Here is a 12,071-nt window from a genome sequence, read left to right on the forward strand (position 1 = left end):
CGGCCAGCGCTGGGCCAACCACGGTTGCGACCATCTGCTACGGCTACGCGTAGCCTACAAAAGCCGAAAGTTCGACCTCGTCACCCAACTACTCAAAAGCAGCCAAGCGAAGATTTGAATTACACCCAAGTCAAGCTTATGCCGTTCGAACTTTAACAAACAATTCTCAAGCATCAAAGTATGTCACCGAAAAAAATCAAACCAGTGTTCTTATTATTATTGATTATTTTTATTTTTTCTTGTCAAAAAAATAATAGCTCAGATAATAGTATATACAGCCGAGAGGGATATCTTATCGCTTTTGGAGGAAAAGATGCAGAAAATTTTTATTTTATTGAAATGAAAACGTTTGGGTGTGATTTTTTAAATGCAAATAACACAAATAAAAATTCAGTGAAACACGCCTTTCAATTTGAATTAAAAAGCTATCTATATCAAGATATCAACTTAATTGCATTCGATACTGTGTCACTTGATGTTAAGTATAAATATCTTGAAAAACTTGGATGGAACAGATTGCTTACTACGCCTGTCAGGGTAAGTTATGAAATTGATGAGGGAAAAACAGGATCAGTAGAACAAGGAAGGGATTCTGTGGGGTCATTCTCCGCAAATTCTGGTAGTACAGCAATTAATTTTGAATATAGCAAATACGGGTATAAAGTGATTAAAATAAGCTCGATTAAATGCACGCAGAAGAATATAAATATTAGACAATCAAAACCATAAAGTGAGGTGGTTTAATCAAGCCGGAGAGAAGAAGGACGTATATTTCTTCTGTGATGGCAGCAAAAAAGAGCGGGGCGTCGCCCGACAAACGGCGTAAATAGGAGAGCATCAAAAAGTGTGGGGCAGTCGGGTTCAACCACCTGCTGGCTTAACTTGGGAGCCCCTCTCTGTTGGTGAACGCCATGCCTCCACCCGCTGTGCTCCCTTCTGCCGTCGGCGATGACCACCTGGCGGCGGTCTACCAGCTCAAGATTCATCTGCTGGGTATCAGCCCTCAGATTTGCCGGCGCGTGCTCGTGCGGGGCAACACCACCCTGGCCGAGTTACACCACGTCTTCCAGGTGGTGATGGGCTGGGAGAATTGGCACCTGCACCGCTTCAAGCTCTGGGGCAAGGAATACGGGATTTCGTATGCCGGCGGCCTCTCCTTTGCCGACGATGCCCGCCGGGTTCACCTGGGCGATTTCCCATGGCAGGCGAACGACAAGTTCACCTACACCTACGACTTCGGCGGTTACTGGCTCCACCAGGTGCGCGAGGAACAGGTGCTGTCCCCGACCGCCCTGTCCGCCCATCCGTTCTGCGTGAGTGGCCGCCGGGCCTGCCCACCCGAGGAGGTCGGCGGTCCCGATGGCTACAACCAGCGGACGCTCGACCAGTTCAGTTGGGCCTACGAAGCCCATGACCGCCTACTGGCCGGCGAGGATATCCGGGAGGACGACATGCCGACCTGGTTCTGGACCTATCGGCCGGAGCACTTCGACAAGGGCCTCGTCAACGAACGCCTGGCGAAAGTGTATCAACTTAAGGGTAATCCTGATTTTCTGTATTCGCAGGGCGGCTACGACTACTTTTTCGCGCCTTCCACCGGACCGAATTCGTATTAAGAAAACCAAGTGGTTTATTTGATACAGTCCGGGTAGCTTTGCGCCATGCAACAGGCGGTTATTTTCGTGCGCGTCTCCAAAAAGGAGCAAGACTACCAGCGGCAGGTGGAAGACCTGCGCGCCGTGGCCCAGAGTCAGGCCGTCTAGGTCGTGGCCGAGATTGCGGAGAAGATTAGCGGGGCTAAAAGGAATCAGGAACGGGAAGGGATTCAGCAGTTATTGGAGCTGAGCCGCCGGGGCGCCATTCAGAAAGTATTGGTGAGCGAAGTCTCGCGCCTGGGTCGCTCCACGGTGGAAGTGCTGAAAATCGTCGAGGAGCTGACCCAGTTGGGCATCAGCATCTACGTCCAAAACTTTGGTATTGAAACGCTTAAAAACGGCAAGCGCAATCCGGTCGCTCAGTTCGTGTTCACGTTGCTGGCGGAATTCGCCCGCCTGGAACGCGAGACCTTGCGCGAGCGCATTCTCTCTGGCATGGACGAAGCGCGGCGGCAAGGCATTTCTATTGGCCGCCCGGCAGGCACTACAGAAGAAAAAGACGTCTTTCTAAAAAAGTATGCGGCCGTCGCCCGGCAGCTGCGCGCGGGCCTGAGCGTACGTAACACGGCGAAGCTGTGCGACGTGGCCATCAATACGGTTCGTAAAGTGAAAGCCTTGCTGTAATCCTTACCCCCCAGCCCCATGAACTTCAAACTACAATTGGTGGCTTGTCCGTCGGAGGGCGACGAGCCCATCCTCGAAGACGTGTTCACCTGGAGCCGGGAGGACCTGAGCTTAGCCAGCGTGGGCCTGACGCTGGCCGAATCAAAAGAGCTGCTGCAACGCCTTCAGCAAAAGATGATTGGGCAGCAGGTAGCGACGCACCTGCAGGTGCAGCAGCCCAGCGGGTTGCGCAAGAAAGGCAGCTACCCGCTCCAGCTGAAAACCTTGTTTGGGAATGTGACGGTCGACAGCCCGCGCTACTACTTGCCGCCCACCGAGGCGGGACCCAAAACCTTTAGCCCGCTCCAGCGCCTCTTCCCACAACACGTTACGCCGGAGCGGCTGTATTTGGAAACCAAGTGGGCCAGTTTGATTCCCTACCAGAAAACGGCCGATTTGCTCCAGGACGTGCTGCCCCTGAGTGCGAAGCTATCGGGTACGACCATCCAACAACACCTGCACGCCGTGGTCGAAGCCCAGGAACAGCAGCTGCCCGCGGAAGTGGCCTCCTTTCAGGGCGTCTGTCAGCGCGACCGCGAGGCCTTGCCGTGCCCGCCCCGCCCGCTGGTGGTTGGCCTCGACGGCGGCTACGTCCGGCACTGGCATAAAAAAGGCTGTTTCGAGGTGATTGCGGGCAAAAGCATTCCCGCAGAGGGGACCGCCAAATGCTTCGGCTTCGTGCAGGAGGTCGATGCCAAGCCGCGACGACGGGTGTTCGAGGTATTGCGCTCGCAGGGATTACAGGCAAATCAATCGGTGGAATTTTTCACGGATGGCGCCGCTGTTCTGCGGCCGCTGACCAGCTATCTGAGCGCGGAGTCCACGCACATCCTGGACTGGTTTCACCTGACCATGCGCCTGACGGTGCTCCACCAATACGCGCTGGGAGTGGCCCAGGTCGATGCGGCCGGTGGCAAAGCGCTGCAGGACCGCTTGCACAGCATCAAGTGGCACCTCTGGCACGGCAACACGGAGCGGGCGGCGGAAAAAATCATGGACCTGGACGATATCCTGGCCACGCATCAAGACGACCCGTTGGTGGCCAAGAAATATGGCAAGTTGAAGCCGTTGAGCAGATTAATTGCTGATTTTTACACCTATGTGGAGCAGAACAGTGGATTTATTGTGGACTACTCCGAGCGCCATCACTACGGCGAACGGGTGTCTACGGGCTTTGTGGAGTCAGCCGTCAACCAGGTGCTGGCCAAGCGAATGGTGAAGCGACAGCAGATGCAGTGGACCAAAAAGGGAGCGCATCTGCTCGTACAGGCCCGTACCAAGGTGCTCAACGAGGAATGGGAGGAATGTTTTCGGCAGCAGTATCCGGGCTTCCGGCCACTACCGGCGGAAGCCCTGCCGATGGCCGCTTAGCCCAATTGCCCCACACTTTTTGATGCTCTCCACTTATTGAGACAAATCAGTTCGTTTATTGTGGTCAAAGAGGCTCAGTGTTGTTTTCTGTTCCTACTTTAGTGCGACCCCAACCCGAGCAAAACCTGCGTTTACGCGGCCAGGCTAGTGCCGGCTAAGCTTGCGCAGGAAGTACAGCAGCTTGACCAGCAGGCGCTCGTCTTCTAAAATAACCTCGGCCGTACCGCTCATGTTGGGTTTGTAGGCTAAGCGCTGCCCGTACGACGAAATCAACTGCGGGGGTAGGGCCACGACCAACTCGTAGGTTTTGGCCACTGGCAGGTAGCTGCTTGTGTGCACCGTGCCGTACAGAAACCCGTATTCCTGGAAGGGGTAGTTGTCGAGCTCCAGCCGCACTTTCTGGCCGGGGCGCACCTTGCCATAGCGCGCAGCGCTTACCCGCACCTTGGCCAGCACCCGGGCTGCCGGCGCCACCAAGGCCACCAGCGGCTTGCCCGTCTCCACGTAGCTGCCCACCGATACTTTCTCCAGAAACACGACCCGGCCCGCCGTGGGGGCCGACACGGCGTAGTTCTGCCGCCAGTTCAGCACAAAATTTTCCAGCAGCCGGATATCAGCCTCAATGCCCTGTCGCAGCTTGCGCCCGGCTTCAACCGTGGTAAATGTCTGGTCCTGCAACTGCTTCTCCACTTGGGCTAAGGCCAACTGATTTTGCACGAATGCCTCCCGAATATTCTGGGCATCAAGGCTGCGCTGGTTGAAGCGGCTTTCCTTATCGGCCAGGTCGGCAGCCGAGATGACTTTTTCCCGAAACAGGTGCTGGTCGCGGCTGAAGCTGGTAGCGTTATTGGCCAGTTCGCGGCGGGCAATAACCAGCTTTTGGTCATAGATGCGGCCCAGTTGTCGGTGCTGGGCCACGGAGGTCTGCAGCCGCTGCTGGGTTTGCTGATAGTAGCGGCTGCGCAGCTGGGCAAAGTCGCTGAGCTGCGCTTTCAGGTGGTTGTAGGTGGGCTGCATTTCGCCAAAGGCAGGCTCGGTTGGGGCAAATGTGACAACCGTCCGTTGGCCACTGGACAGAAACCCCTCAACTTGCCGCACCTGCCGCTGCAGATACTCGACCTGCGCGGCCTGTATCGGGCTACTGATTTCGGACAACAGCTGTCCTTGCCGCACCTGCTGACCTTCGCGCACGTGCAGCTGGCTCAGGTTGCCGGCCACTTTCGAGTACAGCAGCACCGGCTCCACCTCCGTTGTCACCACGGCTTCACCGGTCACCGTATCCGGGTATTTTATCAGCCAGGCTAGAGCCAGCAGCCCGGCCAGCAGCCCAAAAATGAGCAGGCTGCCCCAGCGAATGAGCCAGCCAGGCATGGCGGACAGAATATCCTGCACTTCTTCCGAGCGCAACTCGAGCGGGGCCTTATCCATGCAGCACCTCCTCCCCCGTCGCGTGATGCAGCTGTTCCAGGTCCAGCTGGTTTTTCACCAAGTTGTAGTAGGCGCCACGCTGCTGCACCAGGGTGCGGTGCGTTCCAACTTCGAGAATGGAGCCCTGGTCAAGCACCACAATTTGGTCGGCATTTTTCACCGTCGAGAGACGGTGGGCAATGATGACGGCCGTTTTGCCTCGGTAAAACGCCTGCAGGTTTTCCATGATTACCCGCTCGTTACGCGCGTCTAGGGCCGAGGTGGCTTCGTCGAAAAACAGGAAATCGGGGCTTTTATACACGGCCCGGGCAATGAGCAAGCGCTGCTTCTGTCCCGTGCTCATGCCCAGACCTTCGCCCCCGATGCGGGTGTTGTAGCTCTGGGGAAGCCCCTCGCAGAAGTCACGGATGTTGGCCACTTCTACGGCCTGCACCAGCCGTTGGTAATCAATGGTATCGTCGCCCAGCGCGACGTTGCCGGCAATGGTGTCGTTGAAGATGTAGCCTTCCTGCATTACCACCCCGAAATGAGCCCGCCAGGCCTGCTGGCTGATGGTAGACAGTCGGGCTCCGCCCAAGGCAATACTGCCGGCCGTAGGCTCGTAAAACTTGAGCAGCAGCTTGAGCAGTGTGGTTTTGCCGCTGCCGCTGGCTCCCACAAAGGCCGTCACCTTGCGGGCCGGTATCACTAGGTTGATGTCGTGCAGCACGCTGTCGACGGCTCCAGCGTAGCGAAACGACAGATTCTGGATAACTAGGTCGGCGGCGGGATCTACGTAGCTCACGCGGGCCGGCGTGGCGGGCTCCTCGTCGGGCTTGTCGTGGATTTCGGCCAGCCGTTCCAGGGCAATGCGGGCATCCTGCAGGGAGTGAGCAAAACTGACGAGCTGCAGCACCGGGCTGTTGAGTTGCCCGATGATGTAGGCCACGGCCAGCATCATGCCCAGCGTCAGGTTGCCTTGAATAACCAGCGTGGCGGCGTAGGTGGTGATCAGAATATTTTTCAGCTCGTTGATGAAATTAGCCCCCACGGTCTGCATCTGCTCCAGCCGCAGGCTCCTGACCTCCAGGCGAAACAGCCGGGCCTGCAGGTACTCCCAGCTCCAGCGCTTCTGCCGCTCGGCGTTGTGCAGCTTGATTTCCTGCATGCCCCCAATCAGCTCCATCACCTTGCTTTGCTCGGCGCTGACCTGGGCAAATCGCTTGTAGTCAATATTCTTGCGGCTGCGCAAAAACAAACTGATCCAGCCGAAGTACAATAGTAGCCCGCCCCCAAACAGCAGAAATATCACCCCGTTGTACCAGGCCAGCACGGCCCCAAAAATGCCGAGGTTGACCACCGAAAACAACGTGTTCAGCGATGAGGCGGTGAGTAACTGCTCAATTCGGTGATGGTCGTGAATACGCTGCAGAATATCCCCAGTCAGGCGGGTGTCGAAATAGCCGATGGGAAGGCGCATGAGCTTGATAAAGAAATCCGAAATCAGCGCCACGTTGATACGGGTGCTCAGGTGGAGCAAAATCCAGCTGCGTATTATTTCCAGACTAGTGCGACCGATAAATAGGAACAGCTGGGCGCCCAGCACTAGGTAGACAAAGCCCAAGTCCTGATTTTTGATGCCCACGTCCACAATGCTCTGGGTCAGGAAGGGCAGCAGCAGCTGCAGGCCGCTGGCCGCCACTAAGCCGATCAGCAACTGTAGAAAAAAACGGCGGTGCCGCCCCACGTGGGCCCGCACCACCCGCCCTCCGTAGGAGGTGTCGCGCGGCTCGTCGGGCTGCTCATAGAAAGCCGGCAGCGGCTCCAGCAGCAGCACCACGCCCTGGGCTCCGGGCACGTCTGCTTGGGCTCCGATCCAGCTGCGCCGAAACTCCTGAGGCGAGTAGGTGAGCAGGCCGTGGGCCGGGTCGGCTACGTGCACTTGACCCTTGCTTACCTTGTGCACTACCACGAAATGATTACCGGCCCAGTGCACCAGGGCCGGCAGTGGGGCTTCCTCGCTAAACTGTGCGTAGTCGAGCCCCACGCCCAGCGTATGAAATCCCAGCTTCTCAGCCGCCTCGCTAATCCCAGCCAAGCTGGATCCTTCGCGCGTGGTTTCAGCCAGCGTTCGGATAGTGGCTACTGAAATGTTCTTGCCGTAGAATTTGGCTATCATTCGCAGGCAGGTCGGACCACAATCTTTGGTTTCCTGCTGCTGGTAAAACGGAAATTTCTGCATGCTTAGCTTTCTATGCCGCCCCGGACCTGGACGACTGATTTCCGGATCTTCACCCGTTGCCAGTCGGCTGCCACTGGGCCGTGTAGGGATCGTAGTTGCAGGCCTGCTGATGAAACCAGCTGCCATCGGCGGCCTGCTCCGGCACCCGGTTGTCCACGCACATGTGCCGGTACTCACAGTCGCGGCACACGGTGCAGACCTCTTTGTGGGCAAACCAGTAGCGCTGAAAATCCGGTTGGTCGACAATAGCTTGGAGCTGCCCGGTTGTGGCCACGTCCTGAAGATGACCACACACCAGCGGGGTTTCCAGGGCATTTTTTAGCTCGCCGCTGGGCCCTATGTACAGCTTCCGGTTGAAATAAGTGTGGTGCCCTTGCGACTCCCCGAACAAGGCATGATTGGGCGTAAACTGCCCTTCATGCTTGGCGTAGCTCAGCGCCAAGGCCCGGCGGGAAAAGAAAATCCGGTCCTCGATGTTCTTATCAAACGGACTGTTCTCTATTACGGTGTACATCACTTTTGCCTGCCCTATAATGAGGTCCCCAAACTCGTTGGAATAGTACTCTTCGTCATAAGGCAGCACTAGCTGCAGCGAGTAGGCGTTGGTAGCTTCCACCTTCTGCACCAGGGCCGCCACGGCTGGCAGCGACAGCGGCGCGGCCACCCGTACCAGCAGATGCTTACAGACCAGCTCCGCCAGCATGTCCAGCAGCCGGGCCAGGGCGGCCGGCTCGCGCAAGCCGTTCTGGGTCGTCACCTCAATCATGGCGTTGGTAATCGTGGCCGGCGACTCCCACTTTGCGGGCGTGGGCGGGGCCTGCAAGCCAGGCAGGCCCGCCACGGCGGCGTCCGGCAGCAGGGCGTGGTGTTGAGCCAGCAGCTGCCAGCCGGCTCCAGTTACTTGCTTCGGCTGAAACTCCTGCCCGGGGTAGTCCTGGGGCCCGTACAACGCCGTTTTGGCCAGTACGCTGAACTGCTGCTGGTCCAGGTCGTAGAGAGCCACGCGGTGTTTGCCCAGCACCGGTACGCAGTTGGGATATAGCCTGTTCATCGCAAAAACGCTATAGGTTTGTAAAATGGCCTTACGCGTAAGTCCGAATCGTTGTAGGCAGCACTGCGAGCAGTTTGCGGGTATGCTTCGGCCAAACTCGTGACTTGCAGAAACCTATAGTTGACGGGCACGAACTGTACTTTTTTCAAAGGCTTCATGTTGGTGGAGTAGGTATTCGGCAATCTTCTTTTCCAGACAGTAGCTGCCGTATTCTGATACCCAGCCAAACTGGCCCGTCGGGTTTACTTCCAGAAAGTAATAGTGGCCCTCGGCCGTGCGTACTAGGTCAATGGAGCCCGTGTTGAGCTGTAGCATCCGCATCAGGCGGGTTAGCTGCCGGGTCAGGGAATTGGGTAACTGGTAGCGGCAGTATCTGATCTGCCGTGTCTGGGTACGGAAGTCCACCACCCGCTCCGGGGCCGCGCACAGGAGCATAGCCAGGGCGTAGAAGTCGCCGGCCAGGTAGAAAGCGCGGATTTCAATGACTTTGGCAATGCTCGCCTGAAACAGAGACGGGAAAAAGTGCTCCGGCACTTCGGTCACCGGTATTTCGGCGGCTTTCAGATCGTAAAACGCATCCCCGGCCGGAGTGAAGATGCTTTCCTGCACTGACTTAGTTAGTACCACAGACTGGGCACCCAGCCCGCTGGCACAAAGCCTGGACTGGGCACTGGTCACCAACGTGGCCGGAATAGGGATACCCAGGGCTTGAGCGGCCTGCAGTTGTTTGAGCTTGTTTAGTGGGTGCAACAGGGGACTGCCCAAGCATTTGGCCGCTACCTGCTCGTAAAAAAACGTTGTAATGGTTTGAAACTCGAGCCGTTGGTGCGCTTCGGCCACTGCGGGAGGCACTGGTCCGGCAGGCGCCGGCAGCTGATCAAACGAAAACAGCCCGCCGCGAAACAAAAAGCAGCTTACCTCGGCCACGTTCAGTATAGAGCCGTCCTGCAGTAGCAGCGTGGTGTGTACGCCCCCCGACCTGGTCATTTCGATGGTAATATTGCGAAAGTCCTCGTCTTCGAGATTTATTCGCCGATACGGGCCGCCCAAATGCTGCAGCCAATCCATTATTTCCGCAGTAGCGGCGTCGCCGTTGTAACTCAGTAAGACAATCATCAGGCTCCTATCACGCGATAGTTAGTCAACCAACAACTGATTCGGGCCCTGCAGAAAAGCCGCGTGCTGTGGCCAAGCATGGATTGTCCGTACGGCCCCAAGACTAGTTTTTGTCCAACTATCTCCATTGTCATTGCTTATCAGTAATTGGCCGTTATCAGTTAATACGTAGCCCCGGTTGGTGCCGGGCACAAACTCAACCTGGACAAAACTTTGCTGGCCGACTGGATTTACTACCCGCCAACTTCCCTGCTGTAGCCGGCAGAGCTTTTTGGTTGCCAGCATTCGATACTCTGTTGTACCGTTTATTATGCGCATCACACGATTTTCCAGGGTTATCCACAGCTCCCCGGCTGATGACTTCGTCAAAGAATGCACTGCTGCGCTATCAGGGGCATCGATAATTTTGTATACTGGTTTTAGGCTCGTTGGCAGGCAGTAAATATTACCCGGAGCAGTACTTATCTCATCTTTGGGAAACGTCGGCATTGTTTCCGTGCCGAATACAAATAGCAGTGAATCCTGAGGGTACAGCGCAAATCCGTTGATACCGTGTCGTATGCTTATTCCGTAAGGGTGCTGCGGGGTGTTATCAGCTAATAATGCCGTGTAGCGCGTATCATTCCCATACAGCCAAATATCGCCGTCACCGTGCATAGGTACAGCACCCTGCTTGTTATTAGCGTGGGTGCCTACTGTAAAGGTATTTCCAATGGCGGTAACGGCCGTTAAGTAAAAGTTGGTTGGCACCTCGTTTACCTGCCAGTTCTGACCTTCATTTTGAGTAATTCCAATAAACGACTTTTGGCCTTTATTGCCTTGATAATGGTGGAAGGCGCTTTTTTTGACCTGATTCCGATTTATCAGGGTTATAAAACGTGAGTCTGGGTCGGAAGCAGAATATTTTTGCCACTGGCTGGCGCAAGAACCTAATACCGCTAGTAAGGTTACGCTGAAGCTACTAGCCGTCAGTCGGTAGGCAGGCCAGCGCCAGCTGAACTTTGAAACTAGGGCTACTAATAGCAAAAAAACTAGTCCAAGCCCGCCTAAGCTGCCTTCCTGCACCTTTGGTGTGCCACTGGGCGCATTCCCGATCACGGCCCCAAGGCCGGATGCGGTGAAGTGGAAGTGAGAGATAGTGAAGCCGGTGGGTACAGCCATCGGGCGTAATAAGCTACCCTGAAACGAATATAGATGCCCGTTGCCGTCCAGCAGGATCCCCGATGAATCAGTCAGAAATTGAAATTGTTGTATCTGTTCAACTTGGGGAAAAACATATTTTTTCATAACATTATCACACGAATACTTAAGTTACGAACTTTGGCAATCATCTTAATTTAAATCAGCAATACTGCAGGCATTTTTTCTGTACAATATTATCTTGCATATCGATAAAAAGCAGCCTTGCACAAATATGTACAAGGCTGCTTTTTTTAAGCAATAAACAACGTATTCCCAGTACCGTGTGTCTATTCCAAGTGTTTTAACACTGAAATATTTTAACTATTTACGCAATCCAGTGGAATGGAAAATAGATAATAGAAAGAAACTATACTGGAAATTCGGTTTATCTCTTACAGGTGAAAATCGGTGTTGTGCTTAACGCCGTCGAGAACACCAGTGATAGTTGGCAGAGCTACACCGCCCACAACTTTCTCCAGGCTCTTCAGTTTGTTCTCGTTGAACTTATCCATTTTATTGATTTGCTTTTTCATCTTTTTTAATTAACGGTTATTTACCCACTTGTACGCCAAGCAGGCTTTGCGGCAAATTTACTGTTGGCCACCAGAAATATTGCGACGGCAAGTTGCGCATACACAATCCATTATATCTGGATTGGATACATTTAGGTTAATTATTTTATAATGCCATTCTCTGATCCAACATTACTGCTCATTCATGCAGGATGTTAGGCTCGCATCAGATGGTTAGATTCTTTTATAAATGCAAAAAAACATGCTCATCAAACAGACCCGTGAGCCTGAAAATTAAGGCGGTGCTTACTTTACTTGGGGATCCCTGCAGCACGAGTGAAGCACGGCGCTAGTAGTCGCGTTGGAGTATAATCGCCCTTGCCTATCTGGGTGCGGTCGTGGGAGCTACAAAGCCGATGAAGAGGCGCTTATTCTCCTTGTAGTAGTAGCTCTGTTGCTGCTTACAGTAGGCAATTGGTGCCCCCAGTTCCTTCATTTCCTTGATGCAGTGCATCAAGGCGCTGCGGCACAGATTTAGCCGATCCGCAAACTCATCGGGTGTACCGGTAGCCTTGCGAGAAATTAGGGCATCTATCTGTTCGAGGCGCCCCAAATATTTAATAACACTCATTATGAGGGATTTAATTAGTCAAATTATCTTGTTTTACTACTTAGCTACTCTTACACAGGACCGCTAAATTATAATAGACTTTCGCTTAAACGCACGAAGCCAGGCCTTGTACCCTGTACTACTCCCCAAAAACTGGACAGTTTAGGCGGGGTTTGTTAAGCAAATGGACGAGGTGTTGAAGGTAGGGTTTTGGGCGAAGATTTGCGCGGGGGTTTGGCCCTTCAGACCTTGATGGGGGCGC

Annotated in this window: 11 protein-coding genes; 4 read left to right on the forward strand and 7 right to left on the reverse strand. The window is 54.6% G+C overall.

Translation table 11 applies throughout. The features are described from left to right. Positions 1 to 180 precede the first annotated feature (180 nt). The 4 genes from E5J99_RS19985 to E5J99_RS20000 all read left to right on the forward strand — a co-directional run bounded on the left by E5J99_RS19985 (position 181) and on the right by E5J99_RS20000 (position 3,689). Positions 181 to 729, forward strand: coding sequence for a hypothetical protein (locus tag E5J99_RS19985; protein ID WP_135499582.1), 549 nt, complete (start codon positions 181 to 183; stop codon positions 727 to 729). 197 nt (positions 730 to 926) lie between these two features. Further along, positions 927 to 1,616: a plasmid pRiA4b ORF-3 family protein gene (locus E5J99_RS19990; RefSeq protein ID WP_167852258.1), complete on the forward strand. Its 690-nt coding sequence runs from the start codon at positions 927 to 929 to the stop codon at positions 1,614 to 1,616. A gap of 150 nt (positions 1,617 to 1,766) precedes the next feature. Continuing rightward, a complete protein-coding gene (locus E5J99_RS19995) occupies positions 1,767 to 2,279 on the forward strand; it encodes a recombinase family protein (RefSeq protein ID WP_135499584.1) in 513 nt (170 codons plus the stop codon). 18 nt (positions 2,280 to 2,297) lie between these two features. After that, entirely contained in the window at positions 2,298 to 3,689 is a 1,392-nt protein-coding gene (locus tag E5J99_RS20000; protein ID WP_135499585.1) for an ISKra4 family transposase, read from the forward strand. A 144-nt stretch (positions 3,690 to 3,833) separates the two neighbouring features. Here the strand turns inward: E5J99_RS20000 and E5J99_RS20005 are convergent, their stop codons facing one another. From E5J99_RS20005 to E5J99_RS20030, 7 genes are all read right to left on the reverse strand, one after another. After that, positions 3,834 to 5,117: an HlyD family secretion protein gene (locus tag E5J99_RS20005; RefSeq protein WP_135499586.1), complete on the reverse strand. Its 1,284-nt coding sequence runs from the start codon at positions 5,115 to 5,117 to the stop codon at positions 3,834 to 3,836. Next, positions 5,110 to 7,338: a peptidase domain-containing ABC transporter gene (locus E5J99_RS20010; RefSeq protein WP_135499587.1), complete on the reverse strand. Its 2,229-nt coding sequence runs from the start codon at positions 7,336 to 7,338 to the stop codon at positions 5,110 to 5,112. The genes E5J99_RS20005 and E5J99_RS20010 overlap by 8 nt, the downstream gene beginning before the upstream one ends. 49 nt (positions 7,339 to 7,387) lie before the next feature. Beyond that, positions 7,388 to 8,389, reverse strand: coding sequence for a hypothetical protein (locus E5J99_RS20015; protein WP_135499588.1), 1,002 nt, complete (start codon positions 8,387 to 8,389; stop codon positions 7,388 to 7,390). 114 nt (positions 8,390 to 8,503) lie between these two features. Further along, positions 8,504 to 9,505: an ATP-grasp domain-containing protein gene (locus E5J99_RS20020; RefSeq protein ID WP_135499589.1), complete on the reverse strand. Its 1,002-nt coding sequence runs from the start codon at positions 9,503 to 9,505 to the stop codon at positions 8,504 to 8,506. 21 nt (positions 9,506 to 9,526) lie between these two features. After that, positions 9,527 to 10,792: a beta propeller repeat protein gene (locus E5J99_RS20025; RefSeq protein WP_135499590.1), complete on the reverse strand. Its 1,266-nt coding sequence runs from the start codon at positions 10,790 to 10,792 to the stop codon at positions 9,527 to 9,529. 287 nt (positions 10,793 to 11,079) lie between these two features. Then, positions 11,080 to 11,220, reverse strand: coding sequence for a hypothetical protein (locus tag E5J99_RS21495; RefSeq protein WP_167852259.1), 141 nt, complete (start codon positions 11,218 to 11,220; stop codon positions 11,080 to 11,082). 361 nt (positions 11,221 to 11,581) lie between these two features. After that, complete coding sequence (locus tag E5J99_RS20030) at positions 11,582 to 11,830, reverse strand: hypothetical protein (protein ID WP_135499591.1); 249 nt, start codon at positions 11,828 to 11,830, stop codon at positions 11,582 to 11,584. Positions 11,831 to 12,071 lie beyond the last annotated feature (241 nt).

The sequence above is a fragment of the Hymenobacter elongatus genome (assembly GCF_004745955.1).
In the GTDB taxonomy this organism is placed as follows: Bacteria; Bacteroidota; Bacteroidia; order Cytophagales; family Hymenobacteraceae; genus Hymenobacter; species Hymenobacter elongatus.

Bases quoted from the DNA above. Each gene is read 5' to 3' on its own strand.
- E5J99_RS19985 (WP_135499582.1), top strand. From the start codon at position 181: ATGTCACCGAAAAAAATCAAACCAGTGTTCTTATTATTATTGATTATT.
- E5J99_RS20000 (WP_135499585.1), top strand. From the start codon at position 2,298: ATGAACTTCAAACTACAATTGGTGGCTTGTCCGTCGGAGGGCGACGAG.
- E5J99_RS20005 (WP_135499586.1), bottom strand. From the start codon at position 5,117: ATGGATAAGGCCCCGCTCGAGTTGCGCTCGGAAGAAGTGCAGGATATT.
- E5J99_RS20010 (WP_135499587.1), bottom strand. From the start codon at position 7,338: ATGCAGAAATTTCCGTTTTACCAGCAGCAGGAAACCAAAGATTGTGGT.
- E5J99_RS20015 (WP_135499588.1), bottom strand. From the start codon at position 8,389: ATGAACAGGCTATATCCCAACTGCGTACCGGTGCTGGGCAAACACCGC.
- E5J99_RS20020 (WP_135499589.1), bottom strand. From the start codon at position 9,505: ATGATTGTCTTACTGAGTTACAACGGCGACGCCGCTACTGCGGAAATA.
- E5J99_RS20025 (WP_135499590.1), bottom strand. From the start codon at position 10,792: ATGAAAAAATATGTTTTTCCCCAAGTTGAACAGATACAACAATTTCAA.
- E5J99_RS21495 (WP_167852259.1), bottom strand. From the start codon at position 11,220: ATGAAAAAGCAAATCAATAAAATGGATAAGTTCAACGAGAACAAACTG.
- E5J99_RS20030 (WP_135499591.1), bottom strand. From the start codon at position 11,830: ATGAGTGTTATTAAATATTTGGGGCGCCTCGAACAGATAGATGCCCTA.